The organism is Nostoc sp. (genome assembly GCF_036916575.1).
Taxonomy (GTDB): Bacteria; Cyanobacteriota; Cyanobacteriia; order Cyanobacteriales; family Nostocaceae; genus Nostoc.
Genome location: NZ_JBALGC010000064.1, coordinates 25,661 through 51,120, shown reverse-complemented (window position 1 = coordinate 51,120; position 25,460 = coordinate 25,661). Strand labels below are relative to the sequence as shown.

Sequence of the window (25,460 nt, the reverse complement as noted above, 5' to 3'; positions counted from 1 at the left end):
TTGCGATTGCTACCCTGCGGGAACGCCAAGGGCGAACATTCCGCTAGCGCTGCATTCGCAATGACAGATTATGTCATTGCGAGCGAAGCGAAGCAACCGCAATGATATGGAGTATTAAATAGGAGTGCAAAAACGTTGACCTCACCACAACTACCCCCCAACGCCTACACCAATGCACCCCAACAGCACCCCAACTTAATACTCGGTAGCTTGCAACTGCTTTTCTGGCTCGTTTTCCGTCCTTCAGCTTGGCGTAACCATCTCAAGCGCATTGACCCCATTTTAGACACCGATTCCTCTTTGATTATCTTGTTGAGACAAGAGCGATGGCAAAACCTTGCTCTGTGGCGGCTGCTCATCCAGGGATACTTCATCTTGCCTATTCTCGCTAACTTACTGCTGGGTTTAGTGCTGTGGATGTTGGGTGAACCAATCCCAAATATAGCTTTTCGTGTGGCATTCGGCGTGGTGGGAGGCGTGGCGGTAACCGTGGCAGGAGGTGTGACAGGAGGCATGGCGGTAGGTGTGGCACGAGGCGTGGCACGAGGCGTGGCGCTAGGTGTGGCGCTAGGTGTGGCGGTAGGTGTGGCGGTAGGCGTGGCGCGAGGTGTGGCGCGAGGCGTGGCGCGAGGCGTGGCAGTAGGCGTGGCGATAGGTGTGGCGCTAAGCGTAGCGGTAGGCATGGCGTTAGGCGTGGCGGTAGGCGTAGTGAAAGGCGTGGCGCTAGGCGTGGCGTTCGGCGTGGGAGCAACTATTAAGTCATGGCGACCTGTTTTCTCCTTTCCATTTCTGCTTGTCTGGAATTATCTCCTATATAGATTAGACAAAGGGCGTAATGGTAAAAGCCCTTGTTTATTGCGCTATCACTCCGCGTTCTGGGATGAGTGGCAACGTTTACATCTACCTGGTTTGGATGAGCATCTCCTCTTCGTAATCGCGCATAACCCAATTGAAGGCAAAGCTGCTTTAGAATATCTCAGTACCAGTCGCCAGCGCTGGGCGGCTCAAGCTGCACAAATTGAACTGGATGCACACAGTTTAGAAGCCTATAGTGATGTGGAAGCTATCCGTAAAGCTCATCGCAGTCTGGTAAGTAGCGAACTAGAGAGTGAAGTTAGCCCTCTATTACGAATCTTTAGCCGTATCAGCGAGGATGTAGATGCTGCTCTCAATCAAGCAAGTGCTTATAACCAGCGCTTACTCCTCAGAAATGTTGCAGATAAATTAAATCTACAGTTGCAGAACTTCGTTCGTAGCAGCGACAAATACACAGTCCGTTTCTACCCCATTATCAAAAGTTGGCGTGAGATAGTAACTAACTATGTAGATGAACTGGCTAAAATTACTGAACTCCGTCAAGAAATTGACTCGCCTTACATCATCGGCCCACCCCTTACACAGGAGCAAGAAATTTTCACCGGGCGTGATGACATCGGCTTACGCATTGAGCAACTACTGCGTGATCGCCGTCGCCCACCTTTGCTACTATACGGTCAGCGACGCATGGGTAAAACTTCTCTCCTTAATAACATCGGAAAATTACTACCCAATTCCATCATCCCAATGTTTGTAGACTTGCAAGGCGCACCTTCATCAGCTAGTGACCATGCAGGTTTTCTCTACAACCTGGCTAGAGATATGGAGAAGTCAGCAAAAAAGCAAGGTGTAACTCTACCGTCCATAGCCCGCGAAGTGCTAAAATCTGACCCCTTCACCTATTTCGATGAATGGCTAGATAAAGTAGAACAGGCTCTAGAACAAAATACCGCCTTACTAGCGCTAGATGAATTCGAGGTGCTAGACAACGCCATAGCCAAAGGTCGCTTTGATGAACATGATGTTTTGGGGATGCTGCGTCACCTCATCCAACATCGTCCTCGCTTCAAGGTGCTACTGGCTGGCTCTCATATTATCGAAGAATATCAGCGCTGGGCTAGTTATCTAATTAATGTTCAAGTAGTGCATATCTCCTACCTCAAAGAAGCGGAAGCACGACAATTAATTGAACGTCCCGTCAAAGATTTTACCCTGCGCTATCAACCCAATGCCGTTGAGCGAGTACTGCAACTCACCCGTTGTCACCCGTTCTTAATACAACTACTCTGTGCGGAAATTATTGTCCTTAAGAACGAACAAGACCCCTCTATCCGGCGATTGGCAACTTTCGCGGATGTGGAAGCCGCGATACCAGAAGCTTTGCAAAGTGGGGGCTTTTTCTTTGCTGATATTCAAAATAACCAAGTAGACGCTACTGGACAAGCTATTCTACGTTTTATCGCTGCTCAAGGGGAAGGGGCTATAGTTAGCTGCCAAACTTTATTGCAACAGTTCCCTTATGCTGATATTACTTTCAAATTGCTGTTGCAACGGGAGTTAATTGAGGAAGTTGACGACGGCTATGGCTTCCAGGTGGAGTTGATTCGCCGCTGGTTTGTTTGAATCATGTCCGGTAAATTAACTTATGATATGTCATTGGGAGCGATCGCGGAGCGTCTCGTAGAGAAGCAAAGTAATCCCAACATCCTTGCGATTGCTTCGCTCCGCTCGCAATGACAAGTGTTCAACCGGACATGATATCAAAGACTCATTCACGAGTATCAAAGACTCGTTGACGGAGTTCAAAGACTCATCTAAGCTTAACTATTCGTTGCCCAGAGTTTTATTTACCAAAGCGACGCTCTATATCATCTGGTTGGGAACCGCTACGAACTCAGTTAATCGATAACAAGGTCTTATCTTTAAGAAATGTGATACGTTAAAGGCTTTGTCTTAGATATTCGCGCTTCACCCTCTTTGGCGAAAGTCTGGGGTGGATACTTACAGCAGTTTTCAATTGAATAGACCACACGCCAAGAGGCACAATATATTGTGCCCCTACAATGATTTTGAATACTAGAAGTTAGGCAAAGTGGTGCGTTACGCCAAAGGCTAACGCACCCTACCAAAACTACTGCTAAAAATAGAAGTTAGAATACACGTACATCAGGCTTAGGTAGATATTTATTGCTTGTGCTGGCGTAATTGCTCTACTATATAGTTTTCTAGTTCTTGTTTTTCTCTATTACTGGCATTTCGTTGATAAGTTCTTCCTGTTTCTTGGATAAACTTGCGTTTCTCGCTTGGAGAAGATTTAACTTTACTTCCAGTGCCTTGCAGCTTTTGCTGTAATTCTTCCCAAGTCTTCTCACCTACACTTTCACCTACTTTGACCAGTACCTTTGGTAGTAATATTTTTGCCTCTCTTTGAAAATCGTCTTCTGTCTCAAGGGAAGCTAAATCTATATTGCTGAAGTCGATATCGATTTGAAACTTACTCATAAAATTGTATTTGTTCTTTTAACGACTATTACCACAATGGGGGGAAGATAAGTTTTACTTTCCTGTCAATCTTAGATAGGATACGAAGATAGCATAATTGAGCAGCTAGTAGATGCCAAGTTTTAAGTTAATATAACGATGTCTACAACGGGCTGTGACGCTCCTGTGTCGCTCTAAGCGTACCCCTTCGGGGAAGCAAGCTACGCGTTAGCGTCTCTAAGAGTTGCTATGCCGTTGGCGCAGCCTCTCGTAGAGAAGGCTTTACGCTACGCTATCGGTGACGCTCGTACCCTGCCTTAAGCCGCTACGCGTCTATGTATGCAATACACTCTGACCTCACTTCCATTCCTCTCTCCTTTTAGAAGAGAAGCTTTGAGCTTTACTCCCCAACGCTAGCTTTATTAAGGGGCTTTTCTTGTTAGGTTTGTATTGAACTAAAAGGATGAATCTTTTTTATTTCTTAATATAGATAAATTCTCGTCTTTTGCGTGATCCGATCACTCTGCATCTTCCTTAAGAAGTTATTTGTTTGGGAGAAAAGGCAAATTATGACAATTAAATCTCACGTTTAATCAGTCAAACAAGTTTTTACAGATGATTTAAGAGTGCGATATCACAAGGATTCTATATATAGTTAATGCCCGCACAACCAGGTTAGCAATATTGAAAAATGCTATCTTAAAGGCAAAGGTCATTTGCTCAATTTTTGGGGAAAACGCTATGACTACAACGCTCATAGAGGCTAATTCTATTGAGTCATTGCTAGGTAAAGAGGCTGAAGACCTGCTTACCTATAAAGCAAAAGTTTCTCATGATTTACTACATTTGCCGGGGCCAGACTTTGTAGATCGAATCTGGCTCAACAGCGATCGCAATCCTCAAGTATTGCGTAATCTCCAGCTACTTTATTCTACTGGTCGTCTGGCATATACTGGGTATCTGTCCATTCTACCGGTAGACCAAGGTATTGAACATTCGGCAGGTGCGTCTTTTGCGCCCAATCCGATTTACTTTGACCCAGAAAATATTGTTAGGCTAGCGATCGCCTCAGGTTGCAATGCGGTTGCTACCACTTTGGGGACATTAGGGATCATATCGCGCAAATATGCCCACAAAATTCCCTTTATTGCCAAAATTAATCACAACGAATTGCTGACTTTCCCCAATCAATTTGACCAAGTATTGTTTGCTGATGTGGAACAAGCTTGGAATTTAGGGGCGGCCGCCGTAGGTGCGACAATTTACTTTGGCTCAGACCAATCTACCAGACAAATCCAAGAAATCAGCAAAGCTTTTAAACGCGCCCATGAACTCGGTTTGGTGACAATTCTCTGGTGCTATCTGCGGAACAACGCTTTTAAACAAGATAAAGATTACCACCTTGCTGCTGACCTCACCGGACAAGCGAATCATTTGGGTGTGACGATTGAAGCCGACATCATCAAACAAAAGTTACCCGAAAATAACAATGGTTACGGTGCAGTCGCCAAAGCCAGTGGTAAGAGTTACGGTAAAACCGATGAGCGCGTTTACACAGAATTGACAACTGACCACCCAATTGATTTAACTCGTTACCAGGTGCTGAATTGCTACTCTGGGCGTGTGGGGCTGATTAATTCTGGTGGCGCGACTGGTAAAAATGACTTTGCCGAAGCAGTTCGCACCGCTGTAATTAACAAACGGGCTGGTGGTTCAGGATTAATTTCTGGACGGAAGACGTTCCAACGTCCCTTTGAGGAAGGTGTGAAGCTATTTCACGCCATCCAAGATGTTTACTTGTCGCCGGATGTGACGATAGCTTAGGGAGTCGGGAGATGAGGGAGTAGGAGAGTAGGGGAAGACAAGGGGGAATTATTGAACTAAGTCTCTCTCTTGTCTCCCCCTCTTCCTTGTCTTTTTTGTCTCTTGCTAATGCCCAATCCCCCATTGTCCTACTTCAAACCCAGAATATTCAAGACTATATACAAGCCCCCTGCGTATGTAGCAGAACCAAGCAGTACACAAACCGGCAGTGTCAGCACCCAGGCTAACAGCAGATTTCTCAGAGTGTCCATTTGCAAACCCGAATGGTTCGCCGCCATTGTACCCGCTACACCAGATGACAGCACGTGAGTGGTACTGACTGGCAGACCGAAGTAATCCGCAGCACCAATGGTTGTCATAGCTACTAACTCGGCGGAAGCTCCTTGAGCATAGGTAAGGTGATCTTTGCCAATCTTTTCACCTACTGTCACTACAATCCGCTTCCAACCAATCATTGTGCCAAGACCCAGTGCAATAGCAACAGCAAATTTCACCCAATTGGGAATGAATTTGGTTACTTTATCCAACTGCGTTTTATAACTGGTAAGCACCTCTTCTTGTTTGGCATTAGTTAATTTTTTCTGCTTGTCCAACTTTGCAATTGTTCCAGCTACTAAATACATATCGGTTCGTAATGAGCCAAGCTCATCCTTTGAAAACTGTTTGAAACTAGTCTTACCAGTAAGCTTATCTCCGATTGTACGACTCTCGGCAGCAAGAGCTGGTAATGTTTTTTCAGTGGCTTCGTTACTTGGTTTGAGAAAGTCAGAAAGCTCATTTGTGATGTTTTGGTTGTTTGAGAATGTTCCAGGTAATGGTTGTTGCAGCACTGAAACTACAGAGTTAGACGTAGCGGCCAACTGAGCGATCGCTCCGGCATTAGTATCTATATTCAGTGCAAATATCCCTGGAAGAATGCCCACTAAAATGAGCATAATCAGACCCATACCTTTTTGACCATCATTTGAACCGTGGGCAAAGCTGACACCAGTACATGTCAAGATTAACAAACCACGTATCCAAGGCGGCGGTGCTTTACCATGATCTGGCGCACGGTATAACTCTGGTCGCTTGATCAGTATCTTCGCTAGTATTAACAGCAATGCGGCGCAGGTAAATCCAACAATTGGCGAAACCAGTAGCGATGTGAAAACTTCCTGCGCCTTTGACCAATTTACGCCCTCGCCAAAAACATGACCTGAAGATAACACTGAATTTGCTAAACCAACACCCATGATCGAGCCAATCAATGTGTGTGAACTGGATGCAGGTAAGCCTAAGTACCAGGTTCCTAAGTTCCACATGATCGCCGAAATCAAAAGTGCAAAAACCATTGCGAAGCCTGCACTTGAGCCAACATTGAGTACCAACTCAACGGGAAGTAGGGCAATAATACCAAAAGCAACGGCTCCAGTTGATGTCAGCACACCAATTAGGTTCCAACAGCCTGACCAAACAACGGCAATATTTGGCTTCAAGGTGTTAGTATAAATGACTGTAGCAACTGCATTTGCAGTATCATGAAAGCCGTTGACAAATTCAAAGCTGAGTGCTAGACCCAGCGCCAATGCTAGAAATAAGTATTCCATTTAGCACTCCTAGTAAAAGACAAGAATGCAGCCTGACAAAAATAATTTGTGTTGCAAAAAACTATTAAAACTGAGAAAAAACCTGGAGTTATTGCAATTCAGCGAGCTATACAAAAATTTATGGTTATAAATACAACCTTTTCTTGAACAAATTCTCTGATTGCATCTGCTATCTCGAAATTAAGAATGGTTCTAATTACAATTGAAGATTACAATAGACAGGTTAAGAAATAAATAAGAAACAGTAAATAATAAATTAAGTCACTTCAAATTATAGTTGTGGGCAGTGGGGAGATGAGAGAACAGAGGAGCAGTTACAGTAAGTTTTTCTCCTCTGCACCTCTGCCTTTTGTGCCCAGTGACGCCACTTGCTCCACTTAGGGAGACCCCTTGGCGCTAGCCTCTCCCTTTGGGAGAAGACCGCAGTGGCTCCCCCATGCCCCATTGTTATCTAACGTTTCTTAGTAAGAAATCTGGCTGACCACAACTTTTTTGCGATCGCTTCAAAATCTCAGCGCTACAAATACCAGGTTCACCGTTTTTGGAATAACAAAAGAAGACTTCTTGCAAAAATCTTCCCGAACCAGAACAAAAAGGTGCTACACCATCAGCAGTAATTTGATTATTCGCACTCACAAATGAATTTTTAAAATTTGTAATTGTGGTACGCACGGGTTTATCAGGACGATTATAAGCTGCGGGAATCGCGATCGCATCTTTTAATTGTTTACTCAATCCCAAATATTCCGCAGGAGTTTTCCCCGAACAAGTACCATGTTTTTCCCACTCATGATCGTAAAGTTTATTACTAGGATACAAATTGGGAAACCGCCGCTTTACTTCCGACGGTAATTTTTGCGTAGAACAATTAGCAGGATAACCAGTTTGGTACTGCGGCCACAAACCATGTAGTACAAAACCAAGTTTCCTTCCAGAACCGCACTGCTGCTGGTCACGGGTACCGTTTGTCGCACAATAATCTGGCGACCAAGAGAGTGTCAGTACATAAAAATCAAATTTACCCGGAGTACCGCGATTTTGAGCAATGGCAGCATTAGGTATAAAAACAGCAGTAATTAACAGAGAAGATGCGATGAAAAGTTTCTTAATCTGCATATAAACAGTTAGTTTTCCCTAAAACTCAAGTTATACAAAATACATTCTTAAGAGTCAAGCATCAAGAATCAAGGGTCAGAAATTCTTCCCCATTCCCCAGTTCCCAATCCCCAACGAATTCAGAAAAAACAAATCTTGGTAGGGATTCTGGGATATCCTTAAATAAGTGAAAGATTTGCCAAAAATAGTAAGAATGAAGCTGGCAGCAAGAGTAAGTCAGGTAACACCTTCATTAACCTTAGCGATCGCAGCCAAGGCTAAGGCACTGAAGGCAGAAGGAATAGATGTTTGTAGTTTTAGCGCTGGAGAACCAGATTTTGATACCCCAGCGCATATTAAAGCCGCAGCAATAAAAGCTTTGGATGAAGGCAAAACCAAATATGGTGCAGCAGCTGGAGAACCAAAGTTAAGGGAAGCGATCGCCCACAAGCTTAAAACTGATAACGGTCTTGATTATAAGTCAGAGAATGTTATCGTTACCAATGGCGGTAAGCATTCTCTTTACAACTTGATAGTGGCGCTGATCGATCCAGGTGATGAGGTAATTATCCCTGCTCCCTACTGGCTAAGTTATCCCGAAATGGTGACTTTAGTCGGTGGGGTTTCGGTAATTGTCTCTACAGATGCAACGACGGGTTATAAAATTACTCCCGAACAACTCCGTAAAGCAATCACGCCGAAGACGAAGTTATTTATTCTCAACTCCCCATCTAATCCCACAGGGATGGTTTACACACCAGATGAAATCAAAGCACTGGCGCAGGTAGTAGTTGATGCAGATATCTTTGTCGTCTCTGATGAAATTTACGAAAAGATTCTCTACGACGATGCAGAACATATCAGCATCGGTTCTCTAGGGAAGGAAATTTTTGACCGCACTTTGATCAGTAATGGGTTTGCGAAGGCTTATTCCATGACTGGGTGGCGTATCGGCTATTTAGCGGGGCCAGTGGAAATTATTAAAGCAGCCAGTACCATTCAAGGGCATAGTACATCTAACGTGTGTACCTTTGCCCAATATGGTGCGATCACAGCGCTACAAAGTCATCAAGATTGTGTCGAAGAAATGCGCCAAGCCTTCGCTAAACGGCGACAGGTAATGTTAGACAGACTCAACGCCATTCCTGGATTGAGTACTGCAAAACCAGATGGCGCTTTTTATCTGTTCCCTGATATCAGCAAAACCGGTCTAAAATCCCTAGAATTTTGTGACGCTTTGTTGGAAGAACATCAAGTTGCAGTCATTCCTGGAATTGCTTTTGGCGCTGATGACAACATTCGCCTTTCCTATGCCACAGATATGGCGACGATTGAAAAGGGAATGGATAGATTAGAGAAATTTATCAAGTCGCGTATTTAGTTAGTTGTCATTTGTGAGTAGAATTTACCAACTCTCCAACTTCTTAACTCCACCTTTTCGACTCAGAACGGGTGGAGTTCATTTTTAAACTTGAAGTTCCTCTTTTCCAAACCTCAAGTTACGTTCTCGTATTCTTGATGCGTTCCAATAAAACGAATAAAAATAATTTCAATATCATAACTGCGGATTTTAACATGACTGAACGTCACCGTCCCCCAATACTTAAACCAAATGAATTCTACACATTCCGCAGCTATTTCCAAATGAAATTCGCTCCCGCCGATATTCTGCGGTAATTAGGAGTAAGTTTAACTAAAGCAACAATCAATTTACCTATCGCTGCTTCCGAATTACTGACTCGACTACCAGACTTACGCCAACGCCTAGAAGAAGCGATCGCTCGTGTTAGTCTAACTAGTGAAGCGGCTAGACGCGAAGTATTAATCGCACCCATCTTATTAGAAGTAGCTCACATCACAAAAGCAATAATTAATATTGAGTACCCTATCGAAGTTAATCAGTACCTCAGAGGTGACTTAGACTACTATCTTCAGTCAGAACATAATATTTTAGTAGTAGAAGCAAAACAGGCAGACTTAACACGGGGATTTACCCAGTTAGCGACGGAGTTGATTGCCTTGGATACGTGGGTAGAATCAGATGAGCCAATCTTGTATGGTGCCGTGACTACTGGGGATATTTGGCAGTTTGGTAGTTTTGATCGTCAAGAGAAGAAAGTGAGTCAAGATTTAATGTTGTATCGGGTACCAACTGATTTGGAAATCTTGATGCAGATTTTAGTGGGCATTTTGATGGAAGGTTAAATAGATAAAGTCGAGCTAACTGCTCATTTTTAGCCAACCAAACACCTGAGCAACTGTTAACTCCAAGTCTATTCCGGCTAACACTGGCAAACACTCATCACCCTGCAAAAGTTCTGGTTGTTGATTGGGACGGAAGACTAAAATGGAACGATCTTCTGGGTCTATCAACCAACCTAATTGGCAACCATGATCTAAGCAATAGAGAATATTTCCTGTGACTCGATTTGAACTTTGTTCTGGAGAAAGAATTTCAATTGTCCAATCTGGAGGAAGCAGAAAATCATTGGGTGCTTCCCCATCAGCAGCAAAGGGAATGCGCGACCAGGTGAAGACTGCTACATCAGGTACTATTGAACGGATACCAAAACTACAGCGCAGTTCGGGAAAGGCATAAGCAACATGAAGGCTTTCAGCAACATCATTGATACTGTTGCATAGTCTTAACTGCAATCGACTATGCTTCCCTTTTGGCATTGGCTTGGTAATAATCTTACTGTTAATGTATTCGCTGGCAGGTTTTGTTTCTGGTAGGTCGAGAAACTCCTCCAGTGTCAAGGATTGCCTAACTACTGTGGACATGGCTCGTGAACAAAAGCAAACGGGAATGGTTCTAGTCTAGCAATACCCACCCTTGGCGATTAGAAATCGCTTGGTGCCAGAAAACCATCAAAATCATCCCGCACAGATGTAGAACCTCAAGTATCTACTTCTGAAGTTAGTTGATGATTTTCAGCGCTTTTTGGTACTCCTCTATTTTTCCTTGTTGTTTAAAGATATCTGCGGCTTGCTGGAAGTCAGTAATTGCCCCCTTGTTATCTCCCAATTGGGCGCGGGCATATCCCCGATTACCGTAAGCTTCGGCAAAGTTGGGATTAATCCGCAAAGCTTGGTTGTAATCTTCGATTGCCCCTTTGGTATCTCCCAATTTAGCGCGGCTAACACCCCGATTGTAGTAGGCTTTGGCAAAGTTGGGATTAATCCGCAAAGCTTGGTTGTAATCTTCGATTGCCTCTTTGGTATCTCCCAAATCATCGCGGTCATTTCCTCGATTAACGTAAGCTTCGGCAAAGTTAGGATTAATCCGCAAAACTTGGTTGAAATCTTCGATTGCCCCCTTCTTATCTCCCAAATACTCGCGGGCAACACCCCGATTGTAGTAGGCTTTGGCATAGTTAGGATTGAGGCGAATTGCTTCAGTATAAGCTGCGATCGCTCCTTGCAAATCTCCTTTCTTTTGCTTATCCAAACCCTGATTAAAGAAGTCTTCAGCCGTGAGTGTTGCAACTTTGGCAGCATTAGTTAAACGAATTGCCAAGAAATTTATGTCGCTAGCATAACTGGGCTGATTAATGGTTGCAGTAGTGGTAAATGTATTCAAAGTTGCTATGGCGAAGGTTTTTGCAACCCCTATCAACAATTGAGGAAACAAGAATTGTTTTATAAATAACATAAACAATAAATGTTATTGTTGAGTGTTTATACAAAATAATACAGGCTTACTAAGGAAGTTTATGCCGATTTGTCTCTAAGCACCACAATATGTAAGATCGTGCATTACGCTACTAGATTACTGACCCGCAATGTTTATTCCGATTCTGACTTATCTTTATCACCAATATTTAGACGCAAGTGGTCAAGTATTTATGAAGCCCGTGAAGCTGCTCAAAACCACGAGAGATTAATAGTTGCAGCCTCTCATTCTCCGTTTTGGGATATTATGTTCAAATGAACTATAATTTCGACAAAGTTATTTTACGTTCCAACACTCGTTCTCTCAAACATGATACGCAAGAACGATACGTTAAGCCTAAGGATACTATACCCATGTGGGTTGCGGACATGGATTTTGAGGCTCCCCCTGAAGTTCTCGAAGCTATCCGACAACGCGCAGAATATGGAATTTTTGGCTACAGTGTCAGAACTGACGATTACTACGATGCTGTGATCAACTGGATGCGGCGGCGATTTGCTTGGGAGGTTAAACAGAGTTGGATTACCTTCACTCCTGGGGTCGTTCCGGCATTAAACTTCGCAATCAAGGCTTTCACACATCCTGGGGATAAGGTGATTATTCAACCCCCAGTGTATCACCCCTTTATGAATGCGGTGATCAACAACGGTCGGCGACTGATAACCAATCAATTGATTCAACACGAAAACGGCACATATGCCATCGATTTCGATGATTTGGAACGTTCTATCGACGACCAGACGCGATTGATCATCTTTTGCAGTCCTCACAATCCAGTGGGGAGAGTCTGGCGTCTCGAAGAACTGAATCGTTTTGCAAAAATTTGTCTCAAACATGACCTTGTTGTTGTTTCTGATGAGATACACGCAGACCTGATCATGCCGGGGTATAAACACACCGTGCTTGAGACGCTTTCCGATGAAATTGCTAGCCGCGTTGTGACCTGCACAGCCCCAAATAAAACATTTAATCTCGCTGGACTGGGAGTTGCCAACATAATAATCTCTAACGCATCGCTGCGTAACCGTTTTAATACTGAGCTGTCCAAAGCAGGATTAAGGATGACAAATATCTTCGGCATTGAAGCTACCATTGCGGCTTATCGGTATGGTGAACCCTGGCTCGAAGCGTTGAACTCCTACCTTCATCAGAATTTTAAATTTTTAGCGTCCTTTGTTCGTGACTATCTCCCCCAGGTAAAAGCTATTCCTTTAGAGGGGACTTACCTGGTCTGGTTGGATTTCAGGGGTATGGGACGCAGCGACGATGAGATCAACGAGACCTTGCTTAATCAAGCAAAAGTATGGTTAAGCGATGGTTCAACCTTTGGTAAAGGCGGCGAAGGATTTCAGCGGATCAATATTGCAACTCCACGGGATGTCTTAGAACGTGGGTTAAAACAAATCTCAAAAGCCTTTGCCGATAACTGATCAAAATGAATGACAATAACTCTAAATCTGCACTTGTCTGGCGTATCCGTTGATCAATGGTTTGGCTGATCCGAACCCCTGAAATATTGATAATAATATCCTAATGACATTTGTCATTTATTATTTGTTATTCTCCCCCATGCCCCCTGTTTTACATCAACTCCATCTCCTGCAACCCCTGGCGTAGTCTCTTCGCCTCTTCGGGATTATACCTTTCATGAAGGGCGATCGCTTTTCTAAAAGCTGTTAAACTATCTTGATGATTGCCAACTTTGAGCAACACTACCCCTAAATTTTGATATGCTTCGGCATAGTTAGGATTTAAAGTGATTGCATGTTGATAATATACGATCGCATCTGCAAATAAACCCAAAGCCTTAAATGTCATCGCTAAATTATAATGTCCAACAACAAAAGTCGGGTCAATTTTCAAAGCTGTGGCGTAAGCAGTTTTCGCACCGTTGAAATCTCCTGCTGCTTTGAGTAAGTTACCCAAGTTATTGTATGCTCCTAATTTGAGCATCGGGTAAATTGGCAATTTGATCGCAGCTTTATAGTGAGAAATAGCCTGTGGGGATTTTTGCAATCGACTGTAGGCAATACCTAAATGATAGTGGAGTTCATATAAAATATCGTAGTTTTCTTCAGCAACGGTGATTCCTCGTCTAAGCAACTCCATACCTTGGGAAATTTTCCCAGTTTCCACATACAATGCCCCTAATTTACTACAAACATAAGGGTCATCAGGATGAGTCGCGAGAAACCCTGACATCGCCGCAGCTGCTTTGGCATATTTATTATTTTGAGCGATCGCACTTTTTTGATATCCTATGTGTAAAAGTGCTACTCCTGGTAAATAACCTACTTGCCAATTGGGTTCTTTGATTAAAATTGCTGACACACTATCATCCACTAAGGCATGGTAAGGACGGTCAAAACGAATCTCTGGATGATTGCGAAATAGCCTGGAAACCAGAGAATAGGGAGATTGTTCAGCACCAACTTCATGGCGGAGGAGGTTGAGCAACAAGTATTCATCTCTAGCGATCGCCTCTCGCAACTGCGGTACAATTGCTGGTGTCAAAGTTTCATCAGCATCTAATACCAAAATCCAATCACCAGTAACATATTTTAGAGCTGCATTGCGGGCAGCACTGAAATCATTACACCATTTAAAATGATAGACTTTTGCACCCAGTTGTTGGGCAATATTGGGAGTGCGATCAATTGAGCCTGTATCCAAGACTACTATTTCATCCACCACTTTTCTGACACTGTTCAGGCATTTAGGCAGTGTTGCTGCTTCGTTTTTCACAATCATGCACAAACTGAGTTTCATATTGCCAATAAATTCTGGGTTGAGATTTTTTGCTTGCTCTAGTCACCAACTTTTATTTTGTGCCGACATACCATCAGATCATCATATGGCGAGTTTTTCACAAAGGACAGGATGAGAAAGCCTCCTCCGTTCTAGGAACTAGCGTAGAAAGACGCAAAGAGTGCGAACGCGCAAGGGACGCAAAGAAGACTGTGCTGCCGTCCCGTACATCAAGCTGTAAAGTGTAATTTTGATCTGTGTCACACTGTTGACACATAATCTACACACCTTATTCATGATATTGAAATAAATTAATTTCTCATAGTTAATTTTTTGTTACAAAAACCAGAGCCACGATTTACTCTACTAGTTTTTTATCTTTACTCTTTATAAAAGTAAGTTGACAGAAAAAAACTAAACTATGTTAAGAAATCAAAATAATAGATTTATCTAATGACTGTTATGTAATAATTAATAATATTTTTAAATAGTTATTACTCATTTTATCTGCTTATATGAAATATAATAGACATTGTATGAATAATCATATATATTAATGAAAAAGTCATTTGCAAAAACATCAGCATTACTTCGCCAAAGGTTCAAAGCATACTTGCGATCGCTTAATGATTGGTTTTTAAATACACCAGAAAGGGCACTCTTAGAAGCTCAACAAGCGGCTCAAAGAATTAAAAACATTGAGAGAGAACATTTTGGCAACAAAAAAATCTCCTCAGAATCAGTAAATTATACTGAAAATGTGATGTCTTACTGGCAAGTATATCTTGATAAAAATTTAACTATTATCAAGCTCAGGCTTACAGAATTCCGGCTTAGTCGGGGAATTGTCAATATCTCTAATCCTATTTTGTTAGAAAAGTTAAAGGTTATTGATGAAGTTGTAGAGAAGTACGCTTCCGAAGATAAACTAACTAGCAACAGCGCATTAGAATCCACTTCTCAACCCCTAGAAACTAACCGCAATGAAATTAATAAACAGCCATATTTAGATGATATTAATAATATTCAAGCAACACCTCTATCTCAAAACCCTGGAGTGTTTCCGAATTCTATAGGAGAAACAGTTAATAGAATTAAAGCAAATCTAACTCCACAAGCCGAAGAAGAATTTATGAGAAATTACCGAATTTCTCGAAATCGGACAAAAACTGCTCTGAGATTTTTACTAACTCTAATTATTGTACCACTTTTAACTTATATTTTATCTAAACAATTTTTAGTAATTCCCATATTAGAAAGAATTAGAGGAGATAATCAAATCCAAGTTTTCATTAATTCTGATATGGAAAAAGAAGCTATCCATGAATTACATAATTTTGAGCAAGCATTGAGATTGGAACATTTACTCAATCAAGCGCCTTCACTTTCTTCAGAGGTAGTTCAAGAAAAAATTAAAGACAAAGCAATGGAAATAGCTGAGGAATTTAATGTTAAAAGTAATAGCGCTCTTAGCAATGTTTTTGCAGATTTAATCTCACTAATTTCTTTTAGTATAATCATCGCTTTCAGCAAAAGAGAAATTGTGATGTTCAAGTCTTTCATGGATACTATTGTTTATGGACTCAGCGATAGTGCTAAGGCTTTTTTAATTATTTTGGTTACAGATATATTTGTAGGATTTCACTCACCAGATGGGTGGGAGGTAATTCTTGAAGGATTTGGAGAACATTTAGGTTTGCCAGCTAATAGAAATGTAATCTTTTTCTTTATTGCGACATTTCCTGTGATTTTAAACACTATTTTTAAATACTGGATATTCCGCTACCTAAGTCGCTTATCTCCGTCAGCATTAGCTACATTAAAAGAGATGGACGAGTAATTGATAGTTCGTAATACCCTACGGTTACACCTTTTCTGCGGAACGCTACGCGAACCCATAGGGTATTACGAATTATTTTGACGCATTTGTCTTTTGATTCGCTAGGCTATGTATATCCTGGTTCTTCTGAGGCGTGTTATGGATTTTGAAAGCAAAGCCAATGCCCCAACTGCTACAGATGACATAGAGTTTGCTCAACTAAATACTACCCGTAAGCCACTAGAATTGTTGCGAGATACTGAGGCTTTGCTACGTTGTCCAACCGTAGCAACACTGTCGCCGATTTTGCCACCAAACCTGAGCAATAGATTCCAAGCAACCTCATCTTTGGCAGATAATTCCTTTAAGGAACTGGCAGAAATTGACCTAGACAGTATTAGTGACTTTGAACTGCGACCTGTACGAATTTGTATTGGCTTCAGCTTTGTTGGTTTTGGGGCACTGATGATCCTAGTGCTGCTGCTGTACTTAAATACGTTGCATCCAAAACTCAGTACGGTTGAACAGATTCGGCAATATTGGTATCAATATATTTGGTTTGTCAGCTTGGGTGTTACAGGGATGTTTATCTTGGGCCGTGAAGCGATGCGTCCTATGCCAAAACGGCGAAAATTAAAAGTAGCAAGTGCTAAGTTAAAGTAATTCCTAATACCCTACGGGTTCGCGTAGCGTTCCGTAGGAAAGGCTTCTCTACAAGAGGCTCTTGCTAGCTTGCTTGTATTATAGGGGTACGCTTACATAATTAAGTTTTATAACAGCAATTTAGAAATAGCCACAAAACCTGCTAATGATCAACAGGGGGACTTAAACCCTCAGAATTAGTGGAAAGTTATGAATTTTGAATAAAAATTATTTAATTAATAAATCATAAATTTTAAAAATTAGCACTTAAAATGTGCTTCGGTATAAGCAGCCGTTAGGAAATTTTATATATGAATCATGATGCTTTCATTGTTCCACCAGGTTCAAAGATTTCTCTAAAAAAAAACTATGACCCAGCCTATAAGACTGATTTTGATCAAAAAAGTGATGCTGCAATCAGATTGAAGACAGATATTGAACGATTAGCAAATTACCAAAATATTCTCTACGCTCAAAATACCTATGCATTGCTGATTATTTTTCAGGCAATGGATGCTGCTGGCAAAGATAGCACAATTAAACATGTGACCTCTGGCGTGAACCCGCAAGGATTTCAGGTGTTTAGTTTTAAGGGCCCCAGTGCAGAGGAATTAGACCATGACTACATGTGGCGAACAACGAAGGCTTTGCCAGAAAGAGGTCGAATTGGGATATTTAACCGTTCATATTATGAAGAAGTACTTGTGGTTCGTGTCCATCCAGAAATGCTTAAGAAACAACAACTTCCCCACTTTTCTGAAGGAAATAAGATATGGAAGCAGCGCTTTGAAGAAATCAACAACTTTGAAAAATATTTGGTTGACAATGGTGTGATCATCTTGAAGTTTTTTCTAAATGTCTCTAAGTCAGAGCAGAAAAAACGCTTTTTACAACGGATTGAATCTCCAGAAAAAAATTGGAAGTTTTCAGATAGCGATGTCCGGGAACGAGCTTTTTGGGATGATTATATGAATGCTTATGAAGAAGTTTTTAACTATACTAGTACTAAATGGGCACCGTGGTATATTATTCCTGCCGATCGCAAATGGTTTACACGCCTAACCGTTGCCAACATCATCTGCACAAAATTAGAAGAACTAAATCTGCAATATCCAATAGTTAATCAGGAGCATAGGCAGCAACTGTTACAAGCGAAACGGATTCTAGAGCAGGAAAATTAAGGCATGAACTTAACAAAGAAAGACAAAAAATGCTGAAGTAGCTTAAATATACTCTATAATTTATTTAAATTAAAAATTAAAAATTAAAAATTGTAAATTTATAAATGCTATTTGTAACTTAATAAGTTGACAGATAGTCATAGCCGCAAAATTATGATTAAGATGCCAGATGATGTGGGCAATCATCCATCTGACTTTACTAATGCTGGCTTTGATATTGTGGCGATCGCAGCCTCAGCAGGCGGTCTGACTGCTTTAACTAAAGTTCTATCGACTATACCTGTAGAATTTACAGCCGCGATCACCATTGTGCAACACCTCGGTCGCGAATACCGCTCGTTCATGGCAGAAATTCTGGCTCGGCGCACGGATATTACCGTCAAGCAGGCAGAAGAAGGGGATTGCCTTACCCCAGGAACGGCTTATATTGCCCCACCTAATCGTCACCTGTTGGTTAACGATGATGGCACGCTTTCGTTATCACAGTCGGAATTAGTAAATTTTTTACGTCCTTCGGCTGACTTGTTATTTGAATCGGTTGCAACCATTTACAAAGATAAAGCGATTGCTGTTGTGCTGACTGGAACGGGTAGAGACGGCGCGATGGGAATAGAAGCGATAAAAAAAATGGGCGGTACTGTTATTGTCCAAAGCGTAGAAACCGCCGAGTTTTTCGGAATGCCCTTGGCCGCAATTGGAACTGGCAATGTAGATTTTATTCTCCCCCTTGATCAAATCTCCAACACCCTCGTGACTTTGGTCATGGGATATAAGTAAGCAGAGGGGCAGGGGGCAGAGGAGATACAACAGTTTTCTTTTGCATCAAGTAAAAAGCTACAGGTTTTGAGGCAGGAGTCCTGCATTTTATACTTCACTTAACTTGCAAACTGGTATGTGTTTTACAATAAAATTTGGTATAAACATAGTTTCATGAGTATTAAAAACTCATGAATGGAGGTATAAATCTGAATTTTTACGTCATGTGGAAAGCAAGATGGTGAAATCTAACCCCATCCCTGTGATCCTAATTCCCACTTTGTAGGAGTGCTGAGTTCCCTGTAAAGAAATGAGAAGAATTCAAAGCCTCTTTCCAGCAAGAAAAAAGGAATTAGAAGTGAGGTTTTCCAGATAAGAGTGAAAAGTTAAAGCTATGAACCTCGCTAATGAGTTTTTGATACTTGCTCCCCATAGGATCGCAATTGTTTGACTTAACATATGTCGCTCTGAATTTTCTGACTGGACAGGATTTTATCGCTTAAGTAGTTGCGTGCTTTCGTATAACCCGCACTTCTCTATGAGACGCTCTTGCTAGCTTGCTTCCACGTTCGCGTCCTGTAGGGAAGTGGTACGGCAAAGCTCAGTGACCACCGCAGGCATCGTACTTATGTATAACTAGCAACTTGAGTTACTATTATATGATTTCCTCAAAACAAGACCCTGAATTTGAAAATCTATTGATTTATCTTAGAGAAAGTCGGGGATTTAATTTTACAAGCTATAAGCGCTCAACTTTGATGCGTCGGGTAAGCAAGCGGATACAATTATTGACTATAAAAAACTTTCAAGAGTATATAGACTACTTAAAAATTCATCCAGAAGAATTTAATTATCTTTTCAATACTATCTTAATTAACGTCACCGCTTTTTTTCGAGATCCATTAGCTTGGGAATACCTAGCAGAGCAAATACTACCTAATCTGATTAGAAATAAAAAAACTTCTGACCAAATCCGCATCTGGAGCGCTGGCTGTGCTTCTGGGGAAGAAGCTTATACCCTGGTAATATTGATGGCCCAAATCTTGGGAGTAGAGGAATTTCGCCAACGAGTGAAAATCTACGCTACAGATGTAGATCAAGATGCTCTCAAACAAGCACGTCTTGCTATGTATTCAGCAAAAGATGTCCAGGCGATGCCAGATGAAATACGGGAGAAATACTTTGAGATTGTCGGGAACCACTATCTCTTCCGCGAAGACTTGCGCCGCTCAGTGATTTTTGGTCGCCACGATCTACTTCAGAATGCGCCCATTTCGCGCTTAGATTTGCTGGTAAGTCGTAATACATTAATGTATTTTAATTCTGAGGCTCAAGGGCAAATTCTGTCCCGGTTTTATTTTGGACTAAATGATGGAGGCTATCTGTTTTTGGGGAAAGCAGAGATGCTATTGATACATTCTGATCTGTTTACACCAATAAATTTAAAAAACCGGATATTTACTAAGGTATCATCGGTGAATGTCCGCGATCGCCCCTTAGTTGTAGCAAATTCAGCATATGAAGAAACTAGCAAGAATTTGTCTCGACACCTCCGACTGCGAGACATGGGTTTTGACACAGCACCAATTGCTCAAATAGTCATTGATAACAGTGGCACTCTGACACTGGTGAACGAGCAGGCGCGGGCTATGTTCGCCCTTTCCCCCAAAGATTTAACTCGTCCCTTCCAGGAGCTAGAACTATCCTATCGACCAATTGAGTTGCGCTCATTAATTAAACGGGTTTATACTGAAGGCCGCCCTCTGAGGCTGACAAATGTAGAGCGCCATTTGTTAAACACAGAAAGGCAATATTTAGATGTGCAGATTACGCCTTTGAAAGACATCGACGCTAGCGTCTTAGGTGTCAGCATTACCTTTAATGATGTCACTGGTTACATTCAACTCCAAGAGTCGCTGCAACGCTCCCGACAGGAATTAGAAACCATTGGCGAAGAACTGCAATCTACCAATGAAGAATTAGAAACCACCAACGAAGAACTACAATCTACCAATGAAGAATTAGAAACCATTAACGAAGAACTACAATCTACCAATGAAGAATTGGTGACGATGAATGAAGAATTACAATCTTCTAATGAAGAATTACAGACAATTAATCACGAGTTGAGTCAGCGCACTACAGAACTCGATTACACAAACGTTTTCCTGATCTCTATTCTCAGAAGTCTGCAAACTGGAATAGTGGTAATTGACAGCAACTTTAATATCTCAATTTGGAATTATATGGCAGTAGAGTTATGGGGATTGCGAACTGATGAAGTTCTAGGACAATCTATCTTCAGCCTAGATATTGGGCTATCCGTCGAGCAGTTGCGATCGCCCATCCGCGAATCCCTATCCGGAAAAAAACCGTTTCAAGAAATGATCCTTGATGCCATCAATCGTCGGGGTAGGAAAATAAAATGTTACGTGGCAATTACTCCCCTGGTTGGCATTGAAATGCAGGGAGCACTTTTAATGATGGCAGATGTAGAGAAAGTCAATAGTATGATTTCTATTCAAGATATCGAGGAACGGCGGCAGCAGCAATAAGTGCAATCATCGCAGAAGACTGCCAATGACCAAGGAAAATTTAGAATAAGCGATCGCCACCAGAACGCCGGAATATTCCCCTGGCTCCCCTACCACCGCCTCCATTCACTGTCCAGAACCAGAGTTAGCAAAATTTTATTGTGGGCTAATGACATCCGAAGCGGGTCACTACGGTATATATTGGGTTTTAGCTGCTACTTATTTCGATAGAGAAATTGTCATGCAACGGCTTGATGAATTAGCAATTGTCGAAAGTGAGTTGCTGGCGACTTTACACCCAGAACCTAGAATTTACAGTTAGTAGACTAACCCAACAGATATGAAGCTTCAGTTAACACACCTGAGACTGCTTGTCTCCAATTACAAAGATTCTTTTCTGTTCTACCGGGATCTGCTGAAATTTGATGTCGATTGGGGCGATGAAGATAGCGGATATGCTGAGTTTAATACTGGATATTTTAAGCTCGGTTTGTTCAAAAAAGAATTAATGGCGCAAGTAGTCCCAAGAATCGAACAGCCTTCATATGTTGTCAATCGAGATAAAATTGTCTTGATTTTCGCAGTCGATAGCGTCGATGAGGTCTATAAGCAAGTAAAAGATCAGAATGCGCTCGTTGTGACTCAACCACAAGACCGCCCAGACTGGGGAATCCGCACAGCTCATTTTCGCGATCCTGATGGCAATCTCATCGAAATCTATAACAATCTAGGAATTGTCAGTTAAAAGTTTGCTGCCAACAACTATCCAATATCTGAACCACAAACTTGGCTCTAAGCTCGACTTTATCCAAAATTAAGAACTCGATTTTCTTTATCCGGCAAAAAACCTGGTTTTTTGGCAAATACTTTTTCTACGTCACAAATTAGCTTAAAGTCGAGCTTAACTATCTTATATCATGTCCGCTTGAATACAAGTCAATTGCAAGCTAAGTGCAGCAATCGCAGAGACTTTGTGATTGCTGCGTTCCACAACTCTAGAACTTACGCACTATACAAATCGACCATAATATGCATCACACAAAATCTACATTTCCGGTGCTGACTCCAACTCTGATTTGATCGCATATTTACTGTTTTGGGTGTTAGACATGGCTCAAAAGCCCAAGTTTGGTATAGTACATATGTATGATGCGTAAGTCCTAAACTCTTGGAGACGCTTTTTGTAGCTTGCTTCCCCGTAAAAGTACGTTTCATTTGCAATGACATATCATAAGTGATTTGCCGGAGATGAGATCACGAATAGTGGAGAATTAGAAGTGCAAAAACTCGATTCCTGGCAAGAATACACCTGACTGTGCGTTGATAATATAAATGTAGAGCCAATTTATTTGCTAAAGATGACTTTTTTCAGCACTGGTACAATTGATACCAATTCTGTATGAAGATGCGCTAAACCATATTTAAGTACAAGAAAGAAAAACGAACCGCAAAGGACGCAAAGGACACAAAGAAAGAAAGAAGTTAAAAGGGTTTAGCGCAGCCTCACAAAGAAATGGTATGACACCTTGAGAGTACCGCCTGAAATCGACTCTGCAAGAATTGCTATTTGCTGAGTAAATTGGGATATAGATGCGGAAAAATTTTCTGTGTAAACTTGACCAGCAAATGGTGATGAAGAACTATTATCAAGATTTTTTAATCCGTGATTGGGTGGAAAGCGATCGCACAAGAGCCGCCGAAGTCATCAGTTATGTATTATCAGAATACGGTCTGGGTTGGGAACCCAAGGTTGCTGACCGAGATGTGCTGCGAGTAGAGGAATGTTATTTAGCTACTGGGGGAGAGTTTTGGGTAATTGAACACCAAAGCCAGTTAGTAGGTACTGGAGCATACTATCCCATACACCGAGGCGAAAAAGCTGTAGAAATCCGCAAAATGTATCTTTTGCCCAGCATTAGGGGTTTGGGACTGGGCAAATATTTGTTACAACAGCTAGAAGCAGCGATCGCCCAGCGTGGATTTGGGCAAATTTGGATTGAAACCGCCAGCGTCTTGGTGGAAGCAGTCAAGCTGTATGAAAGCAATGGCTACACTCCAGCAACAGGAGTAGAAACAACAAGGTGTGTTGGCATTGCCAGCCGCAGGCATCGCGTGTATGTTAAATTCCTCAACCAGCCCTAAATGCACACTTGGAATAAAAATCTCACAGGCTTACTCAATCTTTTTCTCCAATCCCATTGTCCCCTATGTCAACGTGCAACTTCCCAAGAATTCTGTCACAACTGCATCAGACAACTGCAAAAATGTCAACGTAAAGACCCGATTTATCTATGGCAAGAACCAATACCAGTGTTTGGCTGGGGGGAGTATGGTGGTCCCGTGAAACGGGCGATCGCAGCGATGAAATACGAAAATCAACCCCAAATAGCTCGTCCTTTGGGTCAATGGTTAGGAGAAGCATGGTTGTTAAATTCACCGAGGCAAGATAGCCAGCCTGTGGTAGTTCCCATCCCACTCCACGCTAGCAAGCAAAAGCAACGCAAATACAATCAAGCCGCACTGATAGCACAAAGCTTCTGCGAAATCACTGGATTAAAATTGAAACTAAACGGTTTAGCAAGAGTGCGAGAAACTGAAGCGCAGTTTGGTTTGTCGATATCTAAACGAGAAAAAAACTTGGACAAAGCTTTTGCTGTTGGGCAAGAATTTCGCGATCATCCCCCAAAAGTCCCAGTGCTGTTAGTAGACGATATTTATACTACTGGTGCTACTGCCAGGTCTGCTGTGCAAACACTTCGTCAGTATGGAATTGTGGTCTTAGGACTAGTAGCTGTAGCCACTACGGTCAAAGACGGATAAATCAAGAGATAATGGCAAGCTTTGGCTTAAAAGTGGATAAATTGACCAATTTACGCTATTTTTGGAGAAAAATTCCTTGAAGTGTTATGAATAAAGTTTTTGCGGCGGGTTTAAAACAACTCATTATCATTCCTGCCACATTGCTGGCAATAAGCATAAGTACAAGTGCAGCTTTTGCTCAAAATAAGTTGTATAGTCCAATCCCTTTATCTAACAGTACTGAAATTAATGATACCCTCTCAGACAAAGACATTCCTACAGGTCAAGGTGGGTTTGCCCGTGATTACACAGTGAAGTTACAGAAGGGCGATAATTTAGCAGTTGACCTGTCATCTGAAAACTTTGACAGCATCATCACACTACTGGCACCTGATGGATCGACTGTGGCAGAAAATGATGATGGCCCTGATGGTAGTAGCAATTCCCTACTATTTACTCGCATCGTAGAGACAGGGAATTATGTTATTCGTGTCCGGTCTTTTGGGGAAACTGGGGTTGGAGCTTTTAAACTCAAGGTGACAAAGTTGCAACCGATTAAATAAAGTTAGGAGTTTGGATTTTTAACTCCTCACTTTTCACTCCTCACTCCTAACTTCCCACAGCGGTCAGCACGCAGAGAAATAAGGCTTCAGTCCACTCAACGACTGCGCCGTAGGTATCTCCAGTGTGTCCGCCTAATTTGTGGTTGAACCACGCACCAGTTAAAGTGGCGATCGCACTTCCAGCAACTATCATTGCCAGTGCGAGAAATAGCTGCTGTTTATCTATCAGCCAAAGTAAACCACTCAAACCAAACAACAAAAACAGTCCCGGTAACAAATCTTTGTAAGAACGAATGGCAAGTTTATGAAATGCACCTTTGCCAGTTGGTTTCAGATAAGGGTATCGCGCGATCGCTAGCTGTTGTCCCCAACGTCCCCACCCACAAGCAGCCATCAGCAATAACCAACGGTTTTCTGACATGTCCGTCAAAGCTGCTATTTTTAGTAGCACCAAAGCGATCGCTGCCATTGCTCCAAATGCGCCTGTAGCACTATCTGTCATCACCTCCAGTCGCCGATTTGGGTCGCCTACTGCCAAACCATCGGCAGTATCCATTGCCCCATCTAAGTGCAGTCCTCCAGTGATGGCAATCCAAACACTTACTACTAAAGTACTACGAGTTAACACTGGTATACCAATATAATTTATCCCTGTATCCAGTAATCCTAAAATTCCCCCAATTATTAACCCTACAAGCGAAGCAAGACGTGCCACTCCCCGAAAGTCCAAACCGTACAAATACGGTATTGGAATAATTGTGTAAAAGATAATACTAGCTGCTAGCTTGAACAGCAGTTTTTTCCACCACTGTTGCTGTTTCGTCATCTGAATTAGATTAATATTTGGTTAATTGCTTGATAATAGTCAGAATTTCACTAAAATTGAACATCACGAAACTTTAAAGCTTTAGATAAGATTTACTTCCTATTAGAGATT

The 25,460-nt window shown here is 41.9% G+C and carries 22 protein-coding genes and 1 pseudogene; 15 read left to right on the top strand and 8 right to left on the bottom strand.

Annotated elements, in window-relative coordinates; genetic code table 11:
- Positions 1 to 135: 135 nt before the first annotated feature.
- Positions 136 to 2,439, top strand: coding sequence for an AAA family ATPase (locus V7L29_RS14245; protein ID WP_334735891.1), 2,304 nt, complete (start codon positions 136 to 138; stop codon positions 2,437 to 2,439).
- Between the two features lie 561 nt (positions 2,440 to 3,000).
- On the opposite strand, the gene V7L29_RS14240 is transcribed toward V7L29_RS14245, so the two are convergent.
- The gene (locus V7L29_RS14240) at positions 3,001 to 3,318 is read right to left on the bottom strand and encodes a hypothetical protein (RefSeq protein ID WP_334688529.1); all 318 of its coding nucleotides are present in this window, start codon (positions 3,316 to 3,318) and stop codon (positions 3,001 to 3,003) included.
- Between the two features lie 720 nt (positions 3,319 to 4,038).
- Between V7L29_RS14240 and V7L29_RS14235 the strand changes: the two genes are divergently transcribed.
- On the top strand, positions 4,039 to 5,121 hold the full coding sequence (locus V7L29_RS14235; RefSeq protein ID WP_334688528.1) for a class I fructose-bisphosphate aldolase: 1,083 nt from the start codon (positions 4,039 to 4,041) through the stop codon (positions 5,119 to 5,121).
- A gap of 128 nt (positions 5,122 to 5,249) precedes the next feature.
- On the opposite strand, the gene V7L29_RS14230 is transcribed toward V7L29_RS14235, so the two are convergent.
- Both V7L29_RS14230 and V7L29_RS14225 read right to left on the bottom strand, forming a co-directional pair.
- Positions 5,250 to 6,710 carry an inorganic phosphate transporter gene (locus V7L29_RS14230; RefSeq protein WP_334735890.1) on the bottom strand — a complete coding sequence of 487 codons (1,461 nt, stop codon included), beginning with the start codon at positions 6,708 to 6,710 and terminating at the stop codon, positions 5,250 to 5,252.
- Positions 6,711 to 7,157: 447 nt separating this feature from the next.
- On the bottom strand, positions 7,158 to 7,826 hold the full coding sequence (locus V7L29_RS14225) for a ribonuclease T2 family protein (RefSeq protein WP_334735889.1): 669 nt from the start codon (positions 7,824 to 7,826) through the stop codon (positions 7,158 to 7,160).
- Between the two features lie 193 nt (positions 7,827 to 8,019).
- Between V7L29_RS14225 and V7L29_RS14220 the strand changes: the two genes are divergently transcribed.
- Positions 8,020 to 9,186, top strand: a complete 1,167-nt coding sequence (locus V7L29_RS14220) for a pyridoxal phosphate-dependent aminotransferase (protein WP_334735888.1) — start codon at positions 8,020 to 8,022, stop codon at positions 9,184 to 9,186.
- A 253-nt stretch (positions 9,187 to 9,439) separates the two neighbouring features.
- On the opposite strand, the gene V7L29_RS14215 is transcribed toward V7L29_RS14220, so the two are convergent.
- A complete protein-coding gene (locus V7L29_RS14215; RefSeq protein WP_334735887.1) occupies positions 9,440 to 9,640 on the bottom strand; it encodes a hypothetical protein in 201 nt (66 codons plus the stop codon).
- 184 nt (positions 9,641 to 9,824) lie between these two features.
- Between V7L29_RS14215 and V7L29_RS14210 the strand changes: the two genes are divergently transcribed.
- Positions 9,825 to 10,010: a hypothetical protein gene (locus V7L29_RS14210; RefSeq protein ID WP_334735886.1), complete on the top strand. Its 186-nt coding sequence runs from the start codon at positions 9,825 to 9,827 to the stop codon at positions 10,008 to 10,010.
- 15 nt (positions 10,011 to 10,025) lie between these two features.
- Here the strand turns inward: V7L29_RS14210 and V7L29_RS14205 are convergent, their stop codons facing one another.
- Together V7L29_RS14205 and V7L29_RS14200 are read right to left on the bottom strand one after the other, a co-directional pair.
- Positions 10,026 to 10,589, bottom strand: coding sequence for a Uma2 family endonuclease (locus V7L29_RS14205; RefSeq protein WP_334735885.1), 564 nt, complete (start codon positions 10,587 to 10,589; stop codon positions 10,026 to 10,028).
- Between the two features lie 136 nt (positions 10,590 to 10,725).
- Entirely contained in the window at positions 10,726 to 11,460 is a 735-nt protein-coding gene (locus V7L29_RS14200) for a tetratricopeptide repeat protein (protein WP_334735884.1), read from the bottom strand.
- 275 nt (positions 11,461 to 11,735) lie between these two features.
- On the opposite strand from V7L29_RS14200, the gene V7L29_RS14195 reads away from it, so the two are divergent.
- The gene (locus V7L29_RS14195; protein WP_334735883.1) at positions 11,736 to 12,911 is read left to right on the top strand and encodes a MalY/PatB family protein; all 1,176 of its coding nucleotides are present in this window, start codon (positions 11,736 to 11,738) and stop codon (positions 12,909 to 12,911) included.
- A gap of 151 nt (positions 12,912 to 13,062) precedes the next feature.
- Here V7L29_RS14195 and V7L29_RS14190 read toward each other — a convergent pair whose 3' ends face one another.
- On the bottom strand, positions 13,063 to 14,250 hold the full coding sequence (locus tag V7L29_RS14190) for a glycosyltransferase (protein ID WP_334735882.1): 1,188 nt from the start codon (positions 14,248 to 14,250) through the stop codon (positions 13,063 to 13,065).
- A gap of 535 nt (positions 14,251 to 14,785) precedes the next feature.
- On the opposite strand from V7L29_RS14190, the gene V7L29_RS14185 reads away from it, so the two are divergent.
- From V7L29_RS14185 to V7L29_RS14140, 10 genes and pseudogenes are all read left to right on the top strand, one after another.
- Complete coding sequence (locus tag V7L29_RS14185; RefSeq protein ID WP_334735881.1) at positions 14,786 to 16,069, top strand: proton extrusion protein PcxA; 1,284 nt, start codon at positions 14,786 to 14,788, stop codon at positions 16,067 to 16,069.
- Between the two features lie 138 nt (positions 16,070 to 16,207).
- Positions 16,208 to 16,711: a hypothetical protein gene (locus tag V7L29_RS14180; protein WP_334691852.1), complete on the top strand. Its 504-nt coding sequence runs from the start codon at positions 16,208 to 16,210 to the stop codon at positions 16,709 to 16,711.
- A 290-nt stretch (positions 16,712 to 17,001) separates the two neighbouring features.
- Positions 17,002 to 17,871 carry a polyphosphate kinase 2 family protein gene (locus V7L29_RS14175; protein WP_334691853.1) on the top strand — a complete coding sequence of 290 codons (870 nt, stop codon included), beginning with the start codon at positions 17,002 to 17,004 and terminating at the stop codon, positions 17,869 to 17,871.
- Positions 17,872 to 18,024: 153 nt separating this feature from the next.
- Positions 18,025 to 18,648: a chemotaxis protein CheB gene (locus tag V7L29_RS14170; RefSeq protein ID WP_334735880.1), complete on the top strand. Its 624-nt coding sequence runs from the start codon at positions 18,025 to 18,027 to the stop codon at positions 18,646 to 18,648.
- A 638-nt stretch (positions 18,649 to 19,286) separates the two neighbouring features.
- Positions 19,287 to 21,182 (top strand): CheR family methyltransferase, encoded by a 1,896-nt coding sequence (locus tag V7L29_RS14165; protein ID WP_334735879.1) that lies wholly within the window; start codon positions 19,287 to 19,289, stop codon positions 21,180 to 21,182.
- 106 nt (positions 21,183 to 21,288) lie between these two features.
- Positions 21,289 to 21,483 (top strand): annotated as a pseudogene (gene miaE / locus V7L29_RS14160) (tRNA isopentenyl-2-thiomethyl-A-37 hydroxylase MiaE); the annotation flags it as partial.
- An 18-nt stretch (positions 21,484 to 21,501) separates the two neighbouring features.
- Positions 21,502 to 21,906, top strand: coding sequence for a VOC family protein (locus V7L29_RS14155; protein WP_334691856.1), 405 nt, complete (start codon positions 21,502 to 21,504; stop codon positions 21,904 to 21,906).
- An 887-nt stretch (positions 21,907 to 22,793) separates the two neighbouring features.
- Positions 22,794 to 23,303, top strand: a complete 510-nt coding sequence (locus V7L29_RS14150) for a GNAT family N-acetyltransferase (protein ID WP_334691880.1) — start codon at positions 22,794 to 22,796, stop codon at positions 23,301 to 23,303.
- Positions 23,304 to 23,981 (top strand): ComF family protein, encoded by a 678-nt coding sequence (locus V7L29_RS14145; protein WP_334735878.1) that lies wholly within the window; start codon positions 23,304 to 23,306, stop codon positions 23,979 to 23,981.
- 86 nt (positions 23,982 to 24,067) lie between these two features.
- Positions 24,068 to 24,523 (top strand): PPC domain-containing protein, encoded by a 456-nt coding sequence (locus V7L29_RS14140; protein ID WP_334735877.1) that lies wholly within the window; start codon positions 24,068 to 24,070, stop codon positions 24,521 to 24,523.
- Between the two features lie 46 nt (positions 24,524 to 24,569).
- On the opposite strand, the gene cobS is transcribed toward V7L29_RS14140, so the two are convergent.
- Positions 24,570 to 25,349 (bottom strand): adenosylcobinamide-GDP ribazoletransferase, encoded by a 780-nt coding sequence (gene cobS, locus V7L29_RS14135; protein ID WP_334735876.1) that lies wholly within the window; start codon positions 25,347 to 25,349, stop codon positions 24,570 to 24,572.
- Positions 25,350 to 25,460: the final 111 nt, after the last annotated feature.